At 65.1% G+C, this 23,583-nt stretch carries 20 protein-coding genes; 9 read left to right on the forward strand and 11 right to left on the reverse strand.

The window, feature by feature from the left end; genetic code table 11:
• Positions 1 to 23: 23 nt before the first annotated feature.
• From AC07Y9_RS14560 to AC07Y9_RS14590, 7 genes are all read right to left on the reverse strand, one after another.
• Positions 24 to 1,037 carry a chemotaxis response regulator protein-glutamate methylesterase gene (locus AC07Y9_RS14560; RefSeq protein WP_053259771.1) on the reverse strand — a complete coding sequence of 338 codons (1,014 nt, stop codon included), beginning with the start codon at positions 1,035 to 1,037 and terminating at the stop codon, positions 24 to 26.
• Complete coding sequence (locus tag AC07Y9_RS14565; RefSeq protein ID WP_102679275.1) at positions 1,034 to 3,370, reverse strand: hybrid sensor histidine kinase/response regulator; 2,337 nt, start codon at positions 3,368 to 3,370, stop codon at positions 1,034 to 1,036. The genes AC07Y9_RS14560 and AC07Y9_RS14565 overlap by 4 nt, the downstream gene beginning before the upstream one ends.
• Entirely contained in the window at positions 3,367 to 4,047 is a 681-nt protein-coding gene (locus AC07Y9_RS14570) for a chemotaxis protein CheW (protein WP_102679276.1), read from the reverse strand. The genes AC07Y9_RS14565 and AC07Y9_RS14570 overlap by 4 nt, the downstream gene beginning before the upstream one ends.
• Positions 4,044 to 5,321: a CheR family methyltransferase gene (locus AC07Y9_RS14575; RefSeq protein ID WP_102679277.1), complete on the reverse strand. Its 1,278-nt coding sequence runs from the start codon at positions 5,319 to 5,321 to the stop codon at positions 4,044 to 4,046. The genes AC07Y9_RS14570 and AC07Y9_RS14575 overlap by 4 nt, the downstream gene beginning before the upstream one ends.
• The gene (locus AC07Y9_RS14580) at positions 5,318 to 5,854 is read right to left on the reverse strand and encodes a chemotaxis protein CheW (protein WP_007927986.1); all 537 of its coding nucleotides are present in this window, start codon (positions 5,852 to 5,854) and stop codon (positions 5,318 to 5,320) included. Before AC07Y9_RS14580 ends, AC07Y9_RS14575 begins: the two co-directional genes overlap by 4 nt.
• The gene (locus AC07Y9_RS14585) at positions 5,854 to 7,455 is read right to left on the reverse strand and encodes a methyl-accepting chemotaxis protein (RefSeq protein WP_102679278.1); all 1,602 of its coding nucleotides are present in this window, start codon (positions 7,453 to 7,455) and stop codon (positions 5,854 to 5,856) included. Before AC07Y9_RS14585 ends, AC07Y9_RS14580 begins: the two co-directional genes overlap by 1 nt.
• Before the next feature lie 232 nt (positions 7,456 to 7,687).
• Entirely contained in the window at positions 7,688 to 8,413 is a 726-nt protein-coding gene (locus tag AC07Y9_RS14590) for a tellurite resistance TerB family protein (RefSeq protein ID WP_053259765.1), read from the reverse strand.
• A 190-nt stretch (positions 8,414 to 8,603) separates the two neighbouring features.
• On the opposite strand from AC07Y9_RS14590, the gene AC07Y9_RS14595 reads away from it, so the two are divergent.
• The 7 genes from AC07Y9_RS14595 to AC07Y9_RS14625 all read left to right on the forward strand — a co-directional run bounded on the left by AC07Y9_RS14595 (position 8,604) and on the right by AC07Y9_RS14625 (position 16,902).
• Positions 8,604 to 9,518, forward strand: coding sequence for a LysR family transcriptional regulator (locus tag AC07Y9_RS14595; RefSeq protein WP_097136893.1), 915 nt, complete (start codon positions 8,604 to 8,606; stop codon positions 9,516 to 9,518).
• A gap of 104 nt (positions 9,519 to 9,622) precedes the next feature.
• Complete coding sequence (locus AC07Y9_RS14600; RefSeq protein ID WP_102679279.1) at positions 9,623 to 11,113, forward strand: gamma-aminobutyraldehyde dehydrogenase; 1,491 nt, start codon at positions 9,623 to 9,625, stop codon at positions 11,111 to 11,113.
• Between the two features lie 87 nt (positions 11,114 to 11,200).
• Positions 11,201 to 12,352 (forward strand): putative ABC transporter substrate-binding protein YdcS, encoded by a 1,152-nt coding sequence (gene ydcS / locus AC07Y9_RS14605; protein ID WP_053259763.1) that lies wholly within the window; start codon positions 11,201 to 11,203, stop codon positions 12,350 to 12,352.
• Positions 12,353 to 12,513: 161 nt separating this feature from the next.
• Positions 12,514 to 13,551, forward strand: coding sequence for an ABC transporter ATP-binding protein (locus AC07Y9_RS14610; RefSeq protein WP_102679280.1), 1,038 nt, complete (start codon positions 12,514 to 12,516; stop codon positions 13,549 to 13,551).
• 1 nt (position 13,552) lies between these two features.
• Positions 13,553 to 14,500, forward strand: a complete 948-nt coding sequence (locus AC07Y9_RS14615; RefSeq protein WP_009042342.1) for an ABC transporter permease — start codon at positions 13,553 to 13,555, stop codon at positions 14,498 to 14,500.
• Positions 14,490 to 15,317 (forward strand): ABC transporter permease, encoded by an 828-nt coding sequence (locus tag AC07Y9_RS14620; RefSeq protein ID WP_087091351.1) that lies wholly within the window; start codon positions 14,490 to 14,492, stop codon positions 15,315 to 15,317. The genes AC07Y9_RS14615 and AC07Y9_RS14620 overlap by 11 nt, the downstream gene beginning before the upstream one ends.
• Before the next feature lie 160 nt (positions 15,318 to 15,477).
• Positions 15,478 to 16,902 carry a gamma-aminobutyraldehyde dehydrogenase gene (locus AC07Y9_RS14625; RefSeq protein ID WP_102679322.1) on the forward strand — a complete coding sequence of 475 codons (1,425 nt, stop codon included), beginning with the start codon at positions 15,478 to 15,480 and terminating at the stop codon, positions 16,900 to 16,902.
• A gap of 19 nt (positions 16,903 to 16,921) precedes the next feature.
• On the opposite strand, the gene AC07Y9_RS14630 is transcribed toward AC07Y9_RS14625, so the two are convergent.
• Positions 16,922 to 17,350 (reverse strand): hypothetical protein, encoded by a 429-nt coding sequence (locus AC07Y9_RS14630; RefSeq protein WP_256580903.1) that lies wholly within the window; start codon positions 17,348 to 17,350, stop codon positions 16,922 to 16,924.
• Positions 17,351 to 17,516: 166 nt separating this feature from the next.
• On the opposite strand from AC07Y9_RS14630, the gene AC07Y9_RS14635 reads away from it, so the two are divergent.
• The gene (locus AC07Y9_RS14635; protein ID WP_102679282.1) at positions 17,517 to 17,813 is read left to right on the forward strand and encodes a hypothetical protein; all 297 of its coding nucleotides are present in this window, start codon (positions 17,517 to 17,519) and stop codon (positions 17,811 to 17,813) included.
• A 62-nt stretch (positions 17,814 to 17,875) separates the two neighbouring features.
• Here AC07Y9_RS14635 and AC07Y9_RS14640 read toward each other — a convergent pair whose 3' ends face one another.
• Complete coding sequence (locus AC07Y9_RS14640; protein ID WP_102679283.1) at positions 17,876 to 18,409, reverse strand: GNAT family N-acetyltransferase; 534 nt, start codon at positions 18,407 to 18,409, stop codon at positions 17,876 to 17,878.
• Between the two features lie 191 nt (positions 18,410 to 18,600).
• On the opposite strand from AC07Y9_RS14640, the gene AC07Y9_RS14645 reads away from it, so the two are divergent.
• Positions 18,601 to 20,220: a glucan biosynthesis protein D gene (locus AC07Y9_RS14645; protein ID WP_007928017.1), complete on the forward strand. Its 1,620-nt coding sequence runs from the start codon at positions 18,601 to 18,603 to the stop codon at positions 20,218 to 20,220.
• 196 nt (positions 20,221 to 20,416) lie between these two features.
• On the opposite strand, the gene AC07Y9_RS14650 is transcribed toward AC07Y9_RS14645, so the two are convergent.
• On the reverse strand, positions 20,417 to 21,523 hold the full coding sequence (locus AC07Y9_RS14650; RefSeq protein ID WP_009042333.1) for an NADH:flavin oxidoreductase/NADH oxidase: 1,107 nt from the start codon (positions 21,521 to 21,523) through the stop codon (positions 20,417 to 20,419).
• A gap of 294 nt (positions 21,524 to 21,817) precedes the next feature.
• Positions 21,818 to 23,527 carry a single-stranded-DNA-specific exonuclease RecJ gene (gene recJ / locus AC07Y9_RS14655; protein WP_102679284.1) on the reverse strand — a complete coding sequence of 570 codons (1,710 nt, stop codon included), beginning with the start codon at positions 23,525 to 23,527 and terminating at the stop codon, positions 21,818 to 21,820.
• Positions 23,528 to 23,583: the final 56 nt, after the last annotated feature.

Here is a 23,583-nt window from a genome sequence, read left to right on the forward strand (position 1 = left end):
GCCAGGACAGCTGCGTTTGTCGGTCATTTGGCAAATATCTCCAGCAATCGTGGAGCGATCTTGTCCAGTGGGCGAATCTCTACGGCAGCGTCGATGGCAGCGGCCGCCTTGGGCATGCCATACACCGCACTACTCTCCTGGTCCTGGGCGATGGTCAGATAACCCTGGTCGCGCATCAGTTTCAGGCCCTGGGCGCCATCGCGGCCCATGCCGGTCAGCAGTACGCCGACCGCATCGCCATTCCAGTAACTGGCGACACTTTCAAAAAACACATCGATCGATGGCCGATAGATCTCGTTTACCGGCTCGGCGGTGTAGGCCAGGGTGCCGTTCTTCAACAGCCGGATATGGTGGTTGGTCCCGGCCAGCAGTACCGTACCGCTCTGCGGTGGCTCGCCTTCGCGGGCCAGGCGCACCTTGAGCCTGGAGGCGCTGCTCAGCCATTCGGCCATGCCCGCGGCAAACACCTGGTCGACGTGCTGCACCAGCACGATGGCGGCCGGAAAGTCGGCGGGCAACCCCTTGAGCAACACTTCCAGCGCCGCCGGGCCACCGGCGGACGAGCCGATCGCCACCAGGCCCTGGCGTTGCGCCATGGTGCGCATCGGCACCGGTGCCGAACGCACGTGGCTGCCACGCTGCTGGCCGATCAGCCAGCCGATATTGAGGATCTTGCGCAGTAAAGGCGCCGCCGCTTCCTGCGCATTGCCGGCCCCCAGGGCCGGTGTATCGACCACGTCCAGCGCGCCATGTCCCATGGCCTCGAACACCCGATGCACGTTCTGCTGGCGGTCCACCGTGACGATCACGATAGCGCAAGGGGTTTCGGCCATGATCCGGCGGGTCGCCTCCACGCCGTCCATCACCGGCATGATCAGGTCCATCAGGATCAGGTCGGGCGTCAGCTGCGCGCAGTACTCGACTGCCTCGGCGCCATTGGTCGCGACCCACACCACTTCATGCGCGGGTTCGAAGGCCAGGGCCCGGCGCAGGGCCTCCACGGCCATGGGCATGTCATTGACGATCGCGATTTTCATGCCCGCGCTCCTCCAATCAGCTCCACCACCGCATCCAGCAGGGCGTCATCATGGAAACTGGCTTTGGCTAGATAATAGTCGGCCCCGGCATCCAGTCCACGGCGCCGGTCCTCTTCGCGATCCTTGTAGGAAACCACCATCACCGGCAACGACTGCAGGCGATTGTCACGGCGCAGGAGTGTGACCAATTCAATCCCATCCATTCGGGGCATATCGATGTCGGTGATCAGCAGGTCGAAGTCTTCCGAACGCAAGGCGTTCCAGCCATCCATGCCGTCGACGGCGACCGCTACGTCATAACCACGGTTGAGCAAAAGCTTGCGTTGCAGCTCACGCACGGTGAGCGAGTCGTCGACCACCAGGATGCGCTTGCGCGCCGTCTCGGCCTGATGGCGGTTGTGCCGGGCGATGCGTTCCAGGCGGCCGGTATTGAGCAGCTTGTCCACCGAACGCAGCATGTCCTCGACGTCGACGATCAGCACCACCGAGCCGTCATCGAGCAAGGCTCCGGCGGAAATGTCCTGGACCTTGCCCAGGCGGTCGTCCAGCGGCAGCACCACCAGGGTCCGCTCGCCGATGAAACGCTCGACCGCCACGCCGTAGACCGCGTCGCGCTCGCGAATCACCACGACCTTGAGCGTGGATTCATTGTTCTGCCCCGCCGGGCGTTGCAGCAACTGGCTGGCCGCGACCAGGCCGACGTGGCGGCCTTCGTGCCAGAAATGCTGGCGTCCTTCCAGCTGGACAATGTCGTCGGGCTCCAGATCGCACATGCGTTCGATATGCGCCAGCGGGAAGGCATAGGCCTCTTCGCCGACCTCCACCACCAGGCTGCGCACAACCGACAGGGTCAGCGGCACTTCGAGGTGGAAACGACTGCCCTGCCCCGCCACCTGCTCCAGCTGCACCGCGCCGCGCAGTTGGCGCACCATGTGCTGCACCGCGTCCAGGCCGACGCCGCGCCCGGAGACTTCGGTGACCTTGTCCCGCAGGCTGAAGCCCGGCAGGAACAGGAAGGTCAGCAGCTCTTCTTCGCTCAGCTGGGCAGCGGTCTCGGCCGGGGACAACTGGCGCTCGACGATGCTCTGGCGCACCCGCTCCAGGTCGACGCCATTGCCGTCATCGCTCAGCTCCAGCACCAGCAGCCCGGCCTGGTGGGAGGCGCGCAGGCGAATCAGGCCCTCGGCCGGCTTGCCCGCCAGCAGCCGCTGTTCGGGCGTTTCGATGCCATGATCGACCGCGTTGCGCAGCAGGTGGGTCAGCGGCGCCTCGAGTTTTTCCAGCACGTCACGATCGACCTGGGTCTTCTCGCCCTCGACCTCCAGGCGAACCTGTTTGCCCAGACTGCGCCCCAGGTCGCGAACCATCCGCACCTGGCCCACCAGCACATCGGCGAACGGCCGCATGCGACAGGCCAGCGCGGTGTCGTAGAGCACCTGGGCGCGCTGGCTGGCCTGCCAGCCGAATTCATCCAGCTCGGCGGTTTTCTCCGTCAGCACCTGCTGGGATTCCGCCAGCAGGCGTCGCGCATCTTCCAGAGCTTCGAGGGCCTCCAGGCCCAGCACCTGCTCCTTGAGATGCCCATTGAGGTTTTCCAAAGCGCGCAGGCCGTTGCTCTGCAGGCGTTTGAGGCGCTGCAGGGCCGCCAGGTAGGGCTTCAGGCGCTGGGTTTCCACCAGCGACTTGCTCGACAGGTCGAGCAGGCTGTTCAGGCGTTCGGCCGTGACCCGCAACACCCGTTCGCCCCCCTCGGCGAGCTTCTTGCCCTTGTGCGTAATCGCCGCGGCTGTCTCTTGCAGCGTTTCCTGCAATACCTCCTGCGGCATCTCGAACGGCGGGACCTGTGGTTCGGGTTCGACCCGCGGGGCTTGCAGTTGCAGCTCGGCCATGGGCAGCAGGTGCGGCTCGATCCCGGGCAGGACAACGCCCGCAGGCGCCGCGCCCGACGAGCCGACCAACTGCTCCATGAGCGCCACGTAGGCGGCAATGTCCTGCTCACTGACCTCGCTGCCCGGCGTGGCGATGCGCATCAGGAAATCGGTGCCCTGCAGCAGCGCATCGATATGTTCGGGACGCAGGTACAGCCGCCCTTCCTGGGCGCTGACCAGGCAATCTTCCATCACATGGGCCACGCTGACCCCGGCGTCGACCCCGACGATCCGCGCCGCGCCCTTGAGCGAGTGGGCGGCGCGCATGCAGGCTTCCAGCTGGTCGGCCTGGGTCGGATTGCGCTCCAGCGCCAGCAGGCCGGCACTGAGCACCTGGGTCTGGGCTTCGGCTTCCAGGCTGAAGAGTTCGAGCAGCGAGGCGTCGCGCATTTGATCGGGGGTCATGTCAGGCTCCGGGTCACGGCGGACAGCAACTGCCCTTCATCCAGCCAACGCAGGCTGCGGCCCTTCCATTGCAGGACGCCACGGGTGTACTTGGCACTGGCCTGCTGGCCGGAAACCGCGGCGGCGTCCAGGGTGCGCTCGTCGATGGCATGGATGCCCTCCACCTCGTCCACCGGCACCACCACCGGGCCGCCCTGGGCGGCGATGATCAGCATCCGCGGAATCACCCGCGCGCCCGACACGACCGTGCTGGTGGTGTCCAGCCCCAGCAGCTCCACCAACGACAGGCACGCCACCAGCGCACCACGCACATTCGCCACGCCCAGCAAGGCTCGCGAGCGCTGGTGCGGCAAGGAATGGATCGGCTGCAGCGGCGCCACTTCCACCAGGCAACGGGTGGCAATGCCCAGCCATTCCTCGCCCAGGCGGAACATCAATAACGAACGGGTGACGACATCCGTATCGGCCTCGACCGCTTGCTCATGGCGCTCCTGCTGCAACGCATAGCGGTCGAGCAAGCGGGTGGCCGCGGCGGAATACACCGAGCAATTGCGGCAATGCACATGCCCGGCCAGCAACGGGCAACTCTTGTCGCCGTGGATACCGATACGGTTCCAGCAATCGTCGATGGCCTGTGCATCTTCGTGGGTCACGTTCAACGAAACAGAGCCGCTCATGATTTACGCTCACTGTCTGCTGCACGGCCGCTGCGGGCCGCGCGCTCCTGCAATCGACGGGCACCGGCGACGTCGCCCTGGGAAGCCAGCAAGGCGGCCAGGTGCGCCAGCGCTTCGGCGTGCTGCGGATCCAGGTACAGGGCCTTGCGATAGAAGCCCTGGGCCTCCAGGGCGCTGCCCGCCACGTCGCTGAGCAGCCCCAGCCAATAGAACACCTGCGCCACCGGTTCGTGGGTGTCCAGGTAATGCTCGCAAGCCACCCGGGCCTCTGCGCTTTTGCCTTCGTTGGCCAGGGCCGCGATGCTCGCCAGCAACGTCGTGGCATCGCTGGCCGGCCTGGTCGGCGCAGGGCGCTGGCTCGCCACCGCACTGGAAAACGGCCGGCTGCGCGCGGGCGGCGCGATGCCGCGCACCGGCTGGCGCACCGGCAATGCGCTTGGTACGAAGGCCGGTGCCGGTGCCGGCGCGGGCTCGGGTTCGTTATGCCGGCTGAAGGCAAAGGACTGGGCAATACCGATCGAGCGCATGCCCAGGCGGCCCAGCAGGCTGCCTTCGGCCGGGCCGATGAACAGCACGCCGTCGACATGCGTCAGGCGCTTGAGCACTTCGAACACCTGGCGCTGGGTCGGCTGATCGAAATAGATCAGCAGGTTGCGACAGAAGACAAAATCGTAGGGCGGCTCATTGGCCAGCAAGGTCGGGTCCAGCAGGTTGCCGACCTGCAGGCGCACCTGCTCGCGCACCCGCTCGCTAAGGCTGTAGCGCTCATCTTCGGCGGTGAAATGCCGTTCGCGAAAATCGCTGTGCTGGCCGCGAAAGGAGTTCTTGCCATACACCGCCTGCCTGGCCCGCTCGACCGACAGCGGGCTGACATCGAACCCCTCGACCTTGAACTGATGAGGGGCCAGCCCGGCATCGAACAGGGCCATGGCAATCGAGTATGGCTCTTCGCCGGTGGAGCACGGCAGGCTGAGGATGCGCAAGGCGCGCATGCCCTTGAGTTGGGCAAGGCGCGAGAGGGCGAGTTTGGCCAGGGTCGCAAAGGATTCCGGGTAACGGAAAAACCAGGTTTCCGGAACGATCACCGCTTCGATCAGGGCCTGCTGTTCATCCCGCGAGCCTTGCAGGGTCTGCCAGTAATGGTCGGCGCTGGGCGCCTGCTGGGCGATGCTGCGCTGGCGCACCGCGCGCTCGATGATCGCCGGGCCCACCGAGGCCACATCGAGGCCGATGCGCTCCTTGAGAAAATCGAAAAATCGCTGGTCGCTGCTCATGACGACTCCCCGAGCAACGCCGGATCCAGCGGCGGCGAGGGAAACAGCAGCGCACGCACCTCGGCATCCAGCAGATCGTCGACACGCACCCATTGCAGCAGGCCCTGGGCATCTTCGTAGACCGGGCCCAGGTACGGCGCATTGCGGTTATCCAGGCCGTAGGCCTTGAAGTCCTGCGGGTTGCAACGCAGGGTGTCAGTGGCCTGCTCGAGGATCAGCCCCAGCAACTGCGCGGGCTGTGCCGTCTGCGGGCGGTAATGCACCAGCACCAGGCGGGTGCTGGTGCGCTCCTGCGCCGGCTCGCCAAAGGTCAGGGCACTCAGGTCGAGCACCGGCACCACCGCGCCGCGATGGGCGAAGACCCCGGCCACCCAAGACGGCGCCCGGGGAATCGGCTTGAGTTGCAGGCGCGGCAATACCTCGACCACCTCGATGGCCTGCAAGGCGTAACGTTCGGTGCCGATGCGGAACACCAGGAACAGCGCGTCTTTCGTCGCCGTCCCTGCGCCGCCTTTCGCTGCGAGCTCGTTCATCAGACTTTGAAACGCGAGACGCCGCTGCGCAGCCCCACCGCCACCTGGCTCAGTTCATCGATGGCGAAACTGGCCTGGCGCAGCGACTCGACGGTCTGGCTGCTGGCATCGCCCAGTTGCACCAGGGCGTGGTTGATCTGCTCGGCACCGGTGGCCTGGGCCTGCATGCCCTCGTTGACCATCAACACCCGCGGCGCCAGGGCCTGGACCTGGTGGATGATCTGCGACAGCTGCTCGCCGACCTGCTGCACCTCGGCCATGCCGCGGCGTACTTCTTCGGAGAACTTGTCCATGCCCATGACCCCGGCCGAGACCGCCGACTGGATCTCCCGGACCATTTGCTCGATATCGTAGGTGGCGACCGCGGTCTGGTCCGCCAGGCGCCGCACTTCAGTGGCCACCACGGAAAAGCCGCGCCCGTACTCGCCGGCTTTCTCGGCTTCGATCGCGGCATTGAGCGACAGCAGGTTGGTCTGGTCGGCGACCTTGACGATGGTCACCACCACCTGGTTGATGTTGCCGGCCTTCTCATTGAGGATCGCCAGCTTGGCGTTGACCAGGTCGGCCGCGCCCATCACCGAATGCATGGTTTCTTCCATCCGCGCCAGGCCCTGCTGGCCGGAGCCGGCCAGCACCGAAGCCTGGTCGGCGGCGGTGGAGACTTCGGTCATGGTGCGCACCAGATCGCGAGAAGTGGCCGCGATTTCCCGGGAGGTCGCACCGATTTCGGTGGCGGTCGCCTGTTGCTGCTTGGAGGTGGCGGCGATCTCGGTGACCGAGGTGGTGACCTGGACCGAGGAACGCTGCGCCTGGGACACCAGGGAGTTGAGCTCGGTCATCATGTCGTTGAAGCCGGTTTCCACGGCACCGAATTCGTCCTTGCGCTCCAGGTTCAGGCGGCTGGTCAGATCGCCCGTGCGCATGACGTCGAGGATCTTCACGATACGGTTCATCGGCGCCATGATCGCACGCATCAGCAACAGGCCGCACAGGCCCGCCGCCAGCACCGCCACCAGCAGGGAAACGCCCATGGTGACTTTGGCCGCGGCCACCGCATCGTCGATCTGCGAGGCGGCCGAATCGGCGACCCCCTTGTTCTCGTCGATGATGTCGTTGAGTTTCAGCCGACCGGCGATCCAGGTGGGCGTCAACTGGTCATGGAACACACGGACAGCCTCGGCTTCCTGATTACGCCGATGCAGATCCAGGACCATGGCCTGGATCTTGAGAAATTCCTGATGGTGTTTTTCAAACTCGTTGAACTCCTGCAGGTCGGCCTCACCGCGAAGCGTGTCCTTGTAGCTGGCCATGTATTTCTGCAGGCGTTGCTCGAAGCTTTTGAAATCGGCCTCATCCTTGGCACTGACGCCCTTGCCTTCGTTCAGGCCGATGATTTCCTGGGTATGCAGGAAACTGTCGACCCACGAACCGCGAATCATCGAACTGAAATAGACCCCGGGAATGGCATCGGAGCGCATGCGGTCTTCGCCGGCCTCGATCTTCAACAAACGGGAGTACGAGGCTATGACCATCAGCAGCATGATGGTGATAATCACCGCAAAGCTCGCCAAAATGCGTTGGCGCAACGTCCAGTTCTTCACAGTCAGTCCTCGGGGCCATTCAAATGGTGGGGAGTATAGCCGAGGGCGTGCCATCATTTATCAGCGTATTGCGCACCACGTCTCACTCAGAGCGAAAGGCAGGGTCCGCTCTGGAGGGCTACTTTCCGCCAGATGACTCGAGCGCCGCCAGTGATGATCCGGCACAAGCAGAGGGCATTTCAGCCATCAAAGAGGGCGTGCGAAGCTTTCTCCAGCGCACGCCCGATTGGCGTCAAAGATTGGCCTGGCGCACCTGTTTTTCCAGTTCGAGTTTCAACCCCGGCTCCAGCTTGAGTTGACGCGCCAGCTCATCCAGATATGCCTTTTCCATGAAGTTTTCCTCGTCCACCAGCATCACGCTGGCGACGTACATTTCGGCGGCCATTTCCGGGGTGCCGGCGGCACGCGCCACATCCGCCGGGTCCAGGGGTTTGTTGAGTTCGGCGTGCAACCAGTGCTGCAGCTCCTGATCGTTGTCCAGCCGGGTGAACTCACCTTCGATCAGGGCGCGCTCGCGCTCGTCGATATGACCATCGGCCTTGGCCGCTGCCACCAGCGCCTTGAGGATCGCCTGGCTGTGCTGTTCAACCTGCTGCGCGGGCAGGCGGTCGAGGGTCTGCGGCTCGCTTTTCGGCGCGCCGGCCTGCTGCGCCTGCCAGTTGCCGTAGGCCTTGTAGGCGATCACGCCCAGCGCCGCCAGGCCGCCATAGGTCAGCGCCTTGCCGCCGAATTTGCGGGCTTTTTTATTGCCCAGCAACAGGCCCATGGCGCCGGCCGCCAACGCCCCGCCGCCAGCACCGGACAACAGGCTGCCGAGCCCGCCGGAACCGCCACCGAGCAACCCGCCCAGCGCGCCCTTGTCGGCAGCGGATGCCTTGTTCTGCTGCGCTCCGGCCTTGTTCTGCAACAGGTCCTGGCCAGACTTGAGCAATTGATCGAGCAATCCACGGGTGTTCATCCAAACCTCCAGCAACTTGAGTTGATCGAATCAATAAGGCCACCAGCCTAGATCGAAGTGCCCCGATCCTGGGCTCGAGTGTGCTTCCAGATGTTGCTTCGCCAGTCTCGGTCGTATGCCTGGGCAGCCCTTCGATTAAAAAGATATACACTCGAAAAAATCGATAAAACCGCCTGACCGGTGATTGCCCATGATGACTTTGCGCCAGATCCGTCACTTCATCGCCGTGGCCGAGACCGGCTCGATCTCGTCCGCCGCCCAGGCGGTGTTCATTTCCCAGTCGACCCTGACCCTGGCGATCCAGCAGCTCGAACAGGAAATCGGCGTCAGCCTGTTCAACCGCCATGCCAAAGGCATGACCCTGACTCACCAGGGCCACCAGTTCCTGCGCCAGGCGCACCTGATCCTGGCCACCGTCGACAACGCCAAGCGCAGCCTGCAACAGAGCACCGACCAGGTGGCCGGCCAGTTGATCGTCGGCGTGACCAGCCTGGTCGCCGGTTACTACCTGGCAGACTTGCTCACGCGTTTCCAGCGCGCCTACCCCAATGTGGAAATCCGGGTGATGGAGGATGAGCGTCCCTACATCGAGCACTTGCTGGTCAGCGGCGAAATCGACGTCGGGGTGTTGATCCTTTCCAATCTCGAGGACCGCCACGCCCTGCAGACCGAAGTGCTGACCCACTCCCCCCACCGCCTGTGGCTGCCCGCCCAGCACCCGCTACTGGAACACGACAGCATCAGCCTGGCGGATGTCGCTCGCGAGCCGCTGATCCAGCTCAACGTCGATGAAATGGACCGCAATGCCCAGCGCCTGTGGTCCGGCGCCGGCCTGCAACCGCGCATCACCTTGCGCACCGCCTCCACCGAAGCGGTGCGCAGCCTGGTGGCGGCCGGGCTTGGGGTGTCGATCCAGCCGGACATGACCTATCGCCCCTGGTCGCTGGAGGGCGACATCATCGAGGCCCGGCCCATCGCCGACCTCAGCCAGACCCTCGATGTCGGCCTGGCCTGGCGCCGGGGCACGGCGCGCCCGGCACTGGTGGACCCGTTCCTGACCGTGGCTCGTGAACAGCCCCACGGCGGGCGCAAGCCATCTATTTAATCGAACGCTGCATTCAGTATTTGGTATTTGTCGAGTACCGGCCCCGCCACTAGTCTCTGATCATCCGTCCAGAGAGGGCCGGGCCTCCGTCACTGGAGAGCACCATGGCCATACAAGAAAAGAGAACCCGGAAAATGGCTGGCGCGCAGACTCCGTTGTCCACCGCATTGTTGATCGATGGCGAATTGGTCGCTGGCCAGGGGCTTGTCGAGCCGATCCTCAACCCGGCTACCGGCGAAGTGCTGACCCGGATCGCCGAGGCCAGCAGCGAACAGGTGGAAGGCGCGATCCTCGCCGCCCACCGCGCCTTTACCGACTGGTCGCGCACCACGCCCCAGCAACGCTCGAACATCCTCCTGGCGATTGCCGATGCCGTGGAAAAGCAGGCCGACCACCTGGCCCGCCTGGAATCGCTGAACTGCGGCAAGCCGCTGCACCTGGCGCGCCAGGACGATCTGGGCGCCACCGTCGACGTGTTCCGTTTTTTTGCCGGCGCCGTGCGCTGCCAGACCGGCCAGCTCGCCGGCGAGTACCTGCCGGGCTACACCAGCATGGTGCGGCGCGACCCTATCGGCGTGGTGGCGTCGATCGCGCCGTGGAACTACCCGATCATGATGGCCGCCTGGAAGATCGCCCCGGCCCTGGCCGCCGGCAATACCCTGGTGTTCAAGCCGTCGGAGCATACCCCGCTGTCGATCCTGGCCCTGGCGCCGACCCTGGCCGAACTGCTGCCGCGCGGCGTGCTGAACATTGTCTGCGGCGGTGGCGAAGGCGTGGGCAGCCACCTGGTCAGCCACCCCAAGGTACGCATGGTGTCGCTGACCGGCGATATCGTCACTGGGCAGAAGATCCTCCAGGCCGCCTCGAAAACCCTGAAACGCACGCACCTGGAACTGGGCGGCAAGGCCCCGGTGATCGTCTGCAACGACGCCGACCTGCAGGCCGTGGTCGAGGGCGTGCGCAACTACGGCTATTACAACGCCGGGCAGGACTGCACCGCGGCCTGCCGGATCTATGCCCAGGGCGGGATCCATGACCGTCTGGTGGCCGATCTGGGCGCCGCCGTGAGCAGCCTGCGGTTCGCCGGCAAGCGCGATGCCGACAACGAGATCGGCCCGCTGATCAGCACTCGCCAGCGCGACCGCGTGGCCAGCTTCGTCGAACGCGCCCTGGGCCAACCGCATATCGAACGGGTGACCGGCGCGGCGGTGCATTCGGGCGCCGGCTTCTATTACCAGCCGACCCTGCTGGCCGGCTGTCGGCAGCAGGATGAAATCGTCCAGCGCGAAGTGTTCGGCCCGGTGGTCACCGTCACCCGTTTCGACGAGCTGGCGCAGGCAGTGGACTGGGCCAACGACTCGGAATACGGCCTGGCCTCATCGGTCTGGACCCAGAACCTGGACAAGGCCATGCAGGTGGCGGCCCGCCTGCAATACGGCTGCACCTGGATCAACAGCCATTTCATGCTGGCCAGCGAAATGCCCCACGGCGGCTTGAAACGCTCCGGCTACGGCAAGGACCTGTCCAGCGATTCGCTGCAGGACTACAGCGTGGTGCGGCACATCATGGCCCGCCACGGCAATGACCTGGAATAACGGCACTAAGCTAATAACAAGCCCTTAGGGCGCGCTCCACCACGTTCACAACTGCCCCGACCATAATTTGAAGAAGAGGGTTTCCCCATGTTCGTGCACAAGACCGCACTGCTCAGTGCAATCACCACCGCCCTGCTGGCCAGCGCCAGCCTCCAGGCCGCCGAACCGCTCAAGGCCGTCGGTGCCGGCGAAGGCCAGCTGGATATCGTGGCCTGGCCCGGCTACATCGAACGTGGCGAGAGCGACAAGAACTACGACTGGGTCACCGGCTTCGAGAAGGAGACCGGTTGCAAGGTCAACGTCAAGACCGCGGGCACCTCCGACGAGATGGTCAGCCTGATGGCCAAGGGCGGCTACGACCTGGTCACCGCGTCCGGCGACGCCTCCCTGCGGCTGATCGTCGGCAAGCGCGTGCAGCCGATCAACACCGCGCTGATTCCCAACTGGAAAAACCTCGACCCGCGCCTCAAGGACGCGCCCTGGTACGTGGTCGACAAGCAGACCTACGGCACGCCCTACCAGTGGGGCCCGAACGTGCTGATGTACAACACCAAGGTCTTCAAGCAGGCACCGACCAGCTGGAGCGTGCTGTTCGACGCGCAGAACCTGCCGGACGGCAAGCCCAACAAGGGCCGCGTGCAGGCCTATGACGGGCCGATCTACATCGCCGATGCCGCGTTGTACCTCAAGAGCACGAAACCGGAACTGGGGATCCAGAACCCCTACGAACTGACCGAGGCCCAGTACAAGGCGGTGCTCGACCTGCTGCGCGCCCAGCAACCGCTGATCCACCGCTACTGGCACGACACCACGGTACAGATGAGCGACTTCAAGAACGAAGGCGTGGTCGCCGCCAGCTCCTGGCCGTATCAGGTCAACGGACTGATCAACGAGAAACAGCCGATCGCCTCGACCATTCCCAAGGAAGGGGCCACCGGCTGGGCCGACACCACCATGCTGCACAGCGAGGCCAAGCACCCCAACTGTGCCTACAAATGGATGGACTGGTCGCTCACGCCGAAGGTCCAGGGCGACGTCGCTGCCTGGTTCGGCTCGCTGCCAGCCGTGCCGGCGGCCTGCCAGGAAAGCCAACTGCTGGGCGCCGAGGGCTGCAAGACCAACGGCTTCGACCAGTTCGACAAGATCGCCTTCTGGAAAACCCCGCAGGCCGAGGGCGGCAAGTTCGTGCCGTACAGCCGCTGGACCCAGGACTACATCGCAATCATGGGCGGCAGGTGAGTTCCCTGTAGCCGCTGCCGCAGGCTGCGATAAGGCCGAAGGCCTTCAGCGATCTCAAGATCCTGCGCCCCCTTCGGGGTCGATCGCAGCCTTCGGCAGCGGCTACAGGTTCCTGCGCTCTTCGCCAAACCTGATTCCGCGCTTTCCCGGAGCACCGCACCATGACGCTTGCAGTCCAGTTCACCAACGTTTCCCGGCAGTTTGGCGAGGTGAAGGCCGTTGACCGGGTGTCCATCGATATCCAGGACGGCGAGTTCTTTTCCATGCTCGGCCCTTCCGGCTCGGGCAAGACCACCTGCCTGCGCCTGATCGCCGGTTTCGAACAGCCGAGCGCCGGCTCGATCCACATCCACGGGGCCGAAGCCACCGGGTTGCCGCCCTATCAGCGCGACGTCAACACCGTGTTCCAGGATTACGCGCTGTTTCCCCATATGAACGTGCGCGACAACGTGGCCTACGGCCTGAAAGTCAAAGGCGTCGCCAAGGCCGAGCGCCTCAAGCGCGCCGAAGAAGCCCTGGCCATGGTCGCCCTGCAAGGCTACGGCGAGCGCAAGCCGGTGCAGCTGTCCGGCGGCCAGCGCCAGCGCGTGGCCCTGGCCCGGGCGCTGGTCAATCGGCCGCGGGTCCTGCTGCTGGACGAACCCCTGGGGGCGCTGGACCTGAAGCTGCGCGAACAGATGCAAGGCGAACTGAAGAAGCTGCAGCGCCAGCTCGGCATCACCTTCATCTTCGTCACCCACGACCAGACCGAAGCCCTGTCGATGTCCGACCGCGTGGCGGTGTTCAACAAGGGCCGCATCGAGCAGGTCGACAGCCCGCGCAACCTGTACATGAAACCGGTCACCACCTTCGTCGCCGAGTTCGTCGGCACCTCCAACGTGATTCGCGGCGAGCTGGCCGAACGCCTGAGCGGCAGCCAGCGGCCCTTCTCGATCCGCCCGGAACATGTGCGTTTCGCCGAAGGCCCGCTGCCCAGCCATGAGATCGAAGTCAGCGGCCTGCTGCACGATATCCAGTACCAGGGCAGCGCCACCCGCTACGAACTGCAACTGGACAACGGCCAGACCCTCAGCATCAGCCGGGCCAACGACCAATGGCTGGACAGCGGCGCCCAGCACCAGACCGGGCAACGCCTCAGCGCGCGCTGGGCCCGCGCCGCGATGATCCCGCTGGCCGATACCCTGGTGAGCGGGGTGTGACATGAGCACCCTGGCGATCACTTCCCAAAGCCCCGGCGGCTCGCCGCTGCGGCGCTTTTCCAACCTGCTGTACCGACGGCCGAACCTGTACCTGGCGCTGCTGCTGGTGCCGCCGCTGCTCTGGTTCGGCGCGATTTACCTGGGCTCCTTGCTGATCCTGCTCTGGCAGGGCTTCTACACCTTCGACGACTTCACCATGGCGGTCACCCCGGACCTGACCCTGGCCAACTTCGCCGCGCTGTTCCAGCCGTCGAACTTCGACATCATCCTGCGCACCCTGAGCATGGCCATCGCCGTATCGCTCGCCAGCGCCGTGGTCGCCTTCCCCATCGCCTACTACATGGCGCGCTACACCAGCGGCAAGACCAAGGCGTTCTTCTACATCGCGGTGATGCTGCCGATGTGGGCCAGCTACATCGTCAAGGCCTACGCCTGGACCCTGCTGCTGGCCAAGGGCGGCGTGGCCCAGTGGTTCGTCCAGCACCTGGGGCTGGAGCCGCTGCTGCAGTTCATCCTGGGGATTCCCGGGGTCGGCGGCAGCACCCTGTCGACCTCGCACCTGGGGCGCTTCATGGTGTTCGTCTACATCTGGCTGCCGTTCATGATCCTGCCGATCCAGGCCTCCCTGGAACGCCTGCCGCCGTCCTTGCTGCAAGCCTCCGCCGACCTCGGCGCCAAGCCGCGCCAGACCTTCATGCAGGTGATCCTGCCGCTGTCGGTGCCGGGCATCGCCGCCGGCTCGATCTTCACCTTCTCCCTGACCCTGGGCGACTTCATCGTGCCGCAGCTGGTGGGCCCGCCCGGCTACTTCGTCGGCAGCATGGTCTACGCCCAGCAAGGGGCAATCGGCAACATGCCGATGGCCGCCGCCTTCACCCTGGTGCCGATCGTGCTGATCGCCATTTACCTGTCCATCGTCAAACGCCTGGGGGCCTTCGATGCGCTCTGACTCAGCCAAGCACGGAGAACACGCCTCGTTGGGCCTGCGCCTTGCCGCGTGGGGCGGGCTGCTGTTCCTGCATTTCCCGATCCTGATCATCTTCCTCTACGCCTTCAATACCGAAGACGCAGCCTTCAGCTTTCCGCCCCAGGGCTTCACCCTGAAGTGGTTCAGCGTGGCCTTCGCCCGCCCCGACGTACTCGAGGCCATCAAGCTGTCGTTGCAGATCGCCGCCATCGCCACCCTGATCGCCATGGTCCTCGGCACCCTGGCCTCGGCGGCGTTGTACCGGCGGGACTTCTTCGGCAAACAGGGCATTTCGCTGATGCTGATCCTGCCCATCGCCCTGCCCGGGATCATCACCGGCATCGCCTTGCTGGCAACCTTCAAGACATTGGGGATCGAGCCGGGGATGTTCACCATCATCGTTGGCCACGCGACCTTCTGCGTGGTGATTGTCTACAACAACGTGATCGCCCGCCTGCGCCGCACCTCCCACAGCCTGATCGAAGCCTCGATGGACCTGGGCGCCGACGGCTGGCAGACCTTCCGCTACATCATCCTGCCGAACCTCGGCTCGGCGTTGCTGGCCGGCGGCATGCTGGCGTTCGCCCTGTCGTTCGACGAAATCATCGTCACCACCTTCACCGCCGGCCATGAACGCACCCTGCCGCTGTGGCTGCTCAACCAGCTCAGCCGGCCGCGGGACGTACCGGTGACCAACGTCGTCGCCATGCTGGTGATGCTGGTGACCATGCTGCCGATCCTCGGCGCCTATTACCTGACCCGCGGCGGCGAAAGCGTGGCAGGCAGCGGCGGCAAATAAAACCGGCTTGGAACCCGGGTCTGTAGGAGTGAGGCTTGCCCGCGAAGAGGCCGTCACCTTCAACATTGACGTTGGCAGACACCACGAATTCGCGGGCAAGCCTCGCTCCTACGGAGGCTCGTTTCCATAGAAAAACAATAGATTCGAAGAGGACATGACCATGCAAACCAAACTCTTGATCAACGGCCTACTGGTCAGCGGCGAAGGCCCTGCCCAGCCGATATTCAACCCCGCGCTGGGCAAGGTGCTGGTGGAAATCAACGAGGCCAGCGAAGCCCAGGTCGATGCCGCGGTGCGCGCCGCCGACGCGGCGTTCCAGAGCTGGTCGCAAACCGTGCCGAAAGAACGCTCGCTGCTGTTGCTCAAGCTGGCCGACAGCATCGAAGCCCACGGCGAGGAGCTGGCCCGGCTGGAGTCGGACAACTGCGGCAAGCCGCTGAGCGCGGCCTTGAACGACGAGATCCCGGCGATTGCCGACGTGTTCCGTTTCTTCGCCGGCGCCAGCCGCTGCCTCAGCGGTTCGGCCGGCGGCGAATACCTGCCGGGGCACACCTCGATGATCCGTCGCGACCCGGTGGGGGTGATCGCCTCCATCGCGCCGTGGAACTACCCGCTGATGATGGTCGCCTGGAAAATCGCCCCGGCCCTGGCCGCCGGCAATACTGTGGTGCTCAAGCCCTCGGAGCAGACCCCGCTGACCGCCCTGCGCCTGGCCGAACTGGCGGCGGCGATCTTTCCCGCTGGCGTGCTGAACCTGGTGTTCGGCCGCGGCGCCACCGTGGGCCAACCGCTGGTGACCCATCCGAAGGTGCGCATGGTGTCGCTCACCGGCTCCATCGCCACCGGCTCGAACATCATTTCCAGCACCGCCGACAGCGTCAAACGCCTGCACATGGAACTGGGCGGCAAGGCACCGGTGATCATCTTCGACGACGCCGACATCGACGCCGCCGTGGAAGGCATCCGCACCTTCGGTTTCTACAACGCCGGCCAGGATTGCACCGCTGCCTGCCGCATCTATGCCCAGGAGGGTATCTATGAGCGCTTCGTCGAGAAGCTCGGCGCGGCGGTCGCCAGCATCAAATACGGCCTGCAGGGCAACCCGGACACCGAACTGGGCCCACTGATCAGCGCCCAGCACCGCGACCGCGTGGCCGGCTTCGTCGAGCGCGCCATCTCCCAGCCGCACATCCGCCTGGTCACTGGCGGCAAGGCGGTGGACGGCAACGGCTTCTTCTTCGAACCGACGGTGCTGGCCGACGCCCGGCAGGACGACGAAATCGTCCGCCGCGAAGTGTTCGGGCCGGTGGTCTCGGTCACCCGCTTCGCCGACGAGGCCCAGGTCCTGGGTTGGGCCAACGACTCGGAGTACGGCCTGGCGTCCTCGGTATGGACCGCCGATGTCGGCCGCGCCCACCGCCTCTCGGCGCGCCTGCAATACGGCTGCACCTGGGTCAACACCCACTTCATGCTGGTCAGCGAAATGCCCCACGGCGGGCAGAAGCTCTCCGGCTACGGCAAGGACATGTCCATGTATGGGCTGGAGGACTACACCGTCGTGCGCCATGTGATGTTCAAGCACTGACCCCGGGCAGCACGCCCTGCTAGAAACAGTTGCCGTCGGTTTCCTGGCAAAACTCGTAGGGCGTGTTGCTGATGAACCAGTCGAGCCAATGGTGTTGCCAATCCGGCCACTGAATGATGTAGGTCTTGGTGGCCTTGATGAACTCCAGGCCAAAGATGCTGATGCTGTTGTCGTCCTCATACATCCGCAGGTCCAGCGTCCAGTCCCGGATCAAGGGCGTGCGGTAGACCCGATCCGGGTCCTCAAGGTCGATGATCTGCAGATAGCCCTTGCCGCCGAAAGGCACCAGCAGCCCCCCGGCCGAGGCATGCTGCAACAGGTAACGACCGGTGGGGCTGGTCGTCGAATAGGGCTCGCGTTCGAGCACTGTGTAGAGCGCACTGGCGAACACCAGTACACAGGCTCCCAGCAGGCCCCCCACGACCGCCAGGGTCTTCTTGTACTTCATCGCGCGCACGCCGAAAAACCGCAATTCATTTGCCCGATCTCCTTGAAAGGCGGCTATTGAACGAGGTCTGGCCAAGCCGATCAAGTTGCGGCACCATCCGCCGCCACACAGCGCCTGGCTCCGCAGCCCGCGGCGCTGAAACTCCTCCGGCAGCCAGGATGCGCCCATGCCCTCGCGAATCGTCAGCTTGATGCTGCAAGTGGCCGTCTGGCTGGTGCTGCCGTTCGCCGCCCTGCAACTGGGGCTGGTACTGACCGGCGCCGTCGCCGCGCCTTTTATCTCGGCCCTGGCGATCCCCACCGGGGTCCTGTCCCTTGTGCTGCTCCAGATCAGCCTGGTGTATGCCGCCGCCAAAGGCTGGCACGCCTGCCGCATGCCGGCCCACTATCGCTGGCTGGGCCTGTGGCTGGGCTGCGTGCTGGTGCTGTGTGCCGTGCCGTGGCTCATGCCCTTGAGTCAGTAGGAGCCCACGAATCACTGATGCCGTTCATCCAACCGGCCGACCTGGTGCCAACCCGCTGAAAATCAGGGCAACCTGAGGTACAGATGGATGTCCTCGGGCTCCAGGCGATACAGCTCTGGATCGGGGGCCGCCAACAGCTCGCAGCCCAGACGGCGATAGAAATCCACAGTGTTGCGCGACGGCGTGGCCGAGACATACAGCCCCTCGCCGCCCATGCGCCGTGCCTGCTCGGCGGCCAGGCCGAACAAGCGCTGGCCCAGGCCGCGCCCGCGATACGCCTGGCTGACATGCAGGAACTTCAACTGCCGCAACCGCAGGCCGGCGTTGTGGATCACCAGGCAATCGACCACCGCGGCGGCCACCAGCCGGTGTTCGTCGAACACCCCATACAGCCAGCCGCCGCGCTGTTCACACGCCTGCAAGACCCGCGCGTCATGCTCGGCTTCGCCGGGCGGCCAGCCGGTCACCACCTCGCGCTGGGGATAACCCAGCAGTTGCCCGTCCTGCAGGCGGTAGAACGCCTCGATCAGCTCTGCACGATCAATCAGTTTGAACAGCGGGATGTCTTGCGAGGTCAAAAGGCGTTCATTGAGCATGTGGGTTTTCCTGAAGCCGTCCGTGGTTTTACGTATCGATACACGCGGGGCATTTTTTGCCTCGGGCGAACCGATTATTCTATCCGCCCGCTGTTAAAAGTCCGTTGTGTTTGGCCGAAGGCATGACCGAACCTCCATTTCCGATCCAGCGCAGCCAGGAAGGGCTCGGGATCTCCTGACAAGGTTCACTTATGCATCGCAGGCATCTTCTGAAAGCATCCATGGCGCTGGCCGCCTACACCGGCCTGTCAGCCACGGGTCTGCTGGCCACCCGGGCCTGGGCGGGCGCCGCCGACGGCGAGGCGCAGGCCTTCGATTTCGAGATTCTCAAGGCCCGGGCCAAGCAGTTGGCCGGCAAACCCTACGTGGACACCAAGCAGGTGCTGCCGCCGACCCTGGCGACCATGACCCCGCAGAACTTCAACGCGATCCGGTACGACGGCAACCACTCGCTGTGGAAGGAGCTGAACGGCCAGCTGGACGTGCAGTTCTTCCACGTCGGCATGGGTTTCAAGCAGCCGGTGCGCATGCACAGCGTCGACGCCAAGACCCGGCAGGCGCGGGAAGTGCATTTCCGCCCGTCGCTGTTCAACTACCAGAACACCAGCGTCGACACCGCGCAGCTCAAGGGCGACCTGGGTTTTGCCGGCTTCAAGCTGTTCAAGGCCCCGGAGCTGGACAGGCACGATGTGGTGTCCTTCCTCGGCGCCAGCTATTTCCGCGCGGTGGACAAGACCGGCCAGTACGGCCTCTCGGCCCGCGGGCTGGCGATCGACACCTACGCCAAGAAGCGCGAAGAATTCCCCGACTTCACCCAGTTCTGGTTCGAGACCCCGGACAAGGACAGCACCCGTTTCGTGGTCTATGCCCTGCTCGATTCGCCCAGCGCCACCGGCGCCTACCGCTTTGACATCGACTGCCAGGCCGAGCGCGTGGTGATGGACGTCGATGCGCACGTCAACGCCCGCACCGCCATCGAACAACTGGGCATCGCGCCGATGACCAGCATGTTCAGCTGCGGCACCCATGAGCGGCGCATGTGCGACACCATCCATCCGCAGATCCACGACTCGGACCGCCTGGCCATGTGGCGCGGCAACGGCGAGTGGATCTGCCGTCCGCTGAACAACCCGGCGACCCTGCAGTTCAACGCCTTCGCCGACAAGGACCCGAAGGGTTTCGGCCTGGTGCAGACCGACCATGAGTTCGCCAACTACCAGGACACCGTGGACTGGTACAGCCGGCGCCCGAGCCTGTGGGTCGAGCCGACCACCGCCTGGGGCGAAGGCTCGGTCGACCTGCTGGAGATCCCCACCACCGGCGAGACCCTGGACAATATCGTGGCCTTCTGGACCCCGAAAACACCGCTGGCCGCCGGGGATTCGCTGAACTACGGCTACAAGCTGTACTGGAGCGCCCTGCCACCGGTGGGCACGCCGCTGGCGCGGGTCAACGCCACCCGTTCGGGCATGGGCGGCTTCGTCGAGGGCTGGGCCCCGGGCGAGCATTATCCGCCGGTCTGGGCCCGGCGCTTCGCCGTGGACTTCAACGGCGGCGGGCTGGAGCGGCTGCCGGAGGGCACCGGCATCGAGCCCGTAGTCACTGCGTCGAACGGTCAGGTCAAGGATTTCCACGTGCTGAAGCTGGACGAGATCCAGGGTTATCGCGTGCTCTTCGACTGGTACCCGACCAACGACAGCGTCGATCCGGTGGAACTGCGGCTGTTCATCCGCAGCAACGATCGCACCCTGAGCGAAACCTGGCTGTACCAGTACTTCCCGCCGGCACCGGACAAGCGCAAGTACAGCTGAGCAAGCACTATCGCCTGTAGCCGCTGCCGCAGGCTGCGATGGGCCGCGCAGCGGACCCAGGCTCTTCAGTCGATCCGCGTCGCCTGATTTGCGACCGGTTCCCGGTCGATCGCAGCCTGCGGCAGCGGCTACAGGTTGCCCGCCAGCACAAAAAAACCGGCCCTCACAGGCCGGTTTTTTGGTGCCTCCGCGCAGCTCACTCGCGCAGATCCGACTCGTGAATCGGTTGGTCGCGATGGGTCGCGCGCTGGTACTGCGCCGGCCAGATCGCCTTGTGCCCGCTCAGATCGTCGTCGGCATGCAGCGGCCAGTACGGGTCGCGCAGCAGCTCCCGGGCGAGGAAGATGATGTCGGCCTGGCAGGTGCGCAGAATATGCTCGGCCTGGGCCGGCTCGGTGATCATGCCCACGGTGCCGGTGGCGATCCCCGACTCCTTGCGCACCCGTTCGGCGAAGCGGGTCTGGTAGCCCGGGCCGGTGGGGATTTCGGCATTGACCGCGGTGCCGCCCGACGAGACATCGATCAGGTCCACCCCCAGTGCTTTCAGGCGGCAGGCCAGCTCGACGGTTTCGTCCGGATTCCAGCCGTCCTCCACCCAGTCGGTGGCCGACACCCGGACAAACAGCGGCAATTCTTCCGGCCAGACCGCCCGCACCGCCTCACACACCTGCAGGACCAGGCGAATGCGGTTATCGAAGGAGCCACCGTACTGGTCGCGACGCTGATTGCTCAGGGGCGAGAGGAATTGATGCAGCAGGTAGCCATGGGCGGCATGCACTTCGACCACCTTGAAACCGGCGACCAGGGCGCGTTTGGCCGAATCGACGAAGGCCTGGACGATCGCGGCGATCTGCCCTTCGTCGAGCTGGGTCGGCGGCGTGTGTTGCGGGTCGAAGGCAATCGGCGAAGGGCCAACCGGGACCCAGCCGCCCTCCTCGGGCTTGACGCTGCCATGCTTGCCCAGCCATGGCCGATGGGTGCTGGCCTTGCGTCCGGCGTGGGCCAGCTGGATGCCGGCGACCGCGCCCTGGGCGGTGATGAACCGGGTGATGCGTTGCAAGGGTGCGATCTGTTCGTCGTTCCACAGGCCGAGGTCCTGGGCGGTGATGCGCCCGTCGGCGGTGACCGCCGTGGCCTCGGTGAAAATCAGTCCGGCGCCGCCCACGGCACGACTGCCAAGGTGCACCAGGTGCCAGTCATTGGCCAGTCCATCTACGCTGGAGTACTGGCACATGGGCGATACCGCGATGCGGTTGAGTAAGGTCAATTGACGAAGGGTATAGGGCTCAAGCAGCAGACTCATGGGGCACCTCTCGATCAGTGGTCAGGCTCCAGGGTTCTGTTTGAAAAGTCGACGAGTGACTGGAAAGGAACAGCGCCCGCCCCCGCGGGAGAAAAAGGACAAAACGTCACAAGGCCAATCAAGCAGTGTTTAGAGCCTAGTCGACAACGGCGCGACCAGCAGGGTTCCGATGCACTTTGTCAGTGCCCGGCCTGGTACACCGCAGCGTCCTCTTCGCCGGCAAGCCTGGCTCCTACAGAAGCAGCGCCCACCGTTCGTAGGAGCGAGGCTTGCCCGCGAAAGCGTCCGCGCGGGTCAGCGCGGTTCGATATGGGCGATCATCAGTTGCACCGTTTCCTGGCCGCGGAACTCGTTGAGGTCCAGCTTGTAGGCCAGCTCCACCCAGCGGATGGTCGGGTTCGGCCAGATATCGCGGTCGATGCCGAAGGCAATGCCGTCGAGTTTCACCGAACCGCATTCGCTGCGCAGCACCACCTTGAGGTGGCGCTCGCCGACGACGCGCTGCTCCACCAGCTGGAACACGCCATGGAACAGCGGCTCGGGAAAGTGCTGGCCCCAGGGTCCGGCATGGCGCAGGGCGCGGGCCAGTTCGAGGTGGAACTCTTCCACCGCCAGGGTGCCGTCCGACAGCAGGCGCCCGGTCAGGTCTTCCTCGCGCAGTTGGCGGCGCACCTCGGTATCGAAGGCCTCGGCGAAGGCCGGGAAATTCTGCTCCGGCAGCGACAGGCCGGCGGCCATGGCGTGACCGCCGAACTTGCTGATCAGGTCCGGATGTTTGGCCGCCACCGCGTCCAGGGCATCGCGGATATGAAAGCCCGGCACCGAACGCGCCGACCCCTTGAGCATGCCTTCGCCGGCGTCGGCAAAGGCGATGGTCGGCCGGTGGTAACGCTCCTTCAGCCGCGAAGCGAGAATCCCGATCACCCCCTGGTGCCAGTCGGGCTCGAACAGGCACAGGCCGAACGGCATTGATTCCACCGGCAAGTCCTTGAGCTGGGCCAGGGCTTCGCGCTGCATGCCCTGCTCGATGGATTTGCGGTCCTGGTTCAACTCGTCCAGCTGGCTGGCCATTTCCCGCGCCAGGGCCATGTCATGGCTGAGCAGGCATTCGATGCCCAGGCTCATATCGTCCAGGCGACCGGCGGCATTCAACCGTGGGCCGAGGATGAAGCCCAGGTCGGTGGAGGTGATGCGCGACGCCTCGCGCTTGGCCACTTCGAGGATCGCCTTGATCCCCGGCCGCGCGCGCCCGGCGCGAATCCGCTCCAGCCCCTGGTGCACCAGGATGCGGTTGTTGGCGTCCAGCGGCACCACGTCGGCCACGCTGCCCAGAGCCACCAGATCCAGCAGCTCGCCGATATTCGGCTGTGGCTTGGCTTCATACCAGCCAAGGCTGCGCAGGCGGGCGCGCAGCGCCATCAGCACATAGAAGATCACCCCGACGCCGGCCAGCGCCTTGCTCGGGAACTCGCAGCCGGGCTGGTTCGGGTTGACGATGGCGTCGGCCGCCGGCAACTCGTGGCCCGGCAAGTGGTGGTCGGTGACCAGCACTTTCAGCCCGGCCGCCTTGGCCGCCGCCACGCCCTCGACACTGGAGATGCCGTTGTCCACGGTGATCAGCAGTTGGGGCTTGCGCTCCAGGGCCACCGCGACGATTTCCGGGGTCAGGCCGTAGCCATATTCGAAACGGTTCGGCACCAGGTAATCGACATGGGCCGCGCCCAGCAGGCGCAGGCCGAGCAGCCCCACGGTACTGGCGGTAGCGCCGTCGGCGTCGAAGTCGCCGACGATCAGGATGCGTTCGCGCTGCTCCAGCGCCGTCACCAGCAGGTCCACCGCAGCCTCGATGCCCTTGAGCTGCTGGAACGGGATCAGCCGCGCCAGGCTCTTGTCCAGCTCGGCCTCGGACTGCACGCCACGGGCGGCGTACAGGCGGGTCAACAACGGCGGCAGATCACCGAGAAACGGCAGGGTGGCGGGCAACTCACGAGGTTCGATACGCATGGGGTGACAGAAGCTTCTCTTCGATACGGGGGATACGGCGAAACAACGCGGCGTGG

Source organism: Pseudomonas sp. GW456-L12, assembly GCF_059424045.1.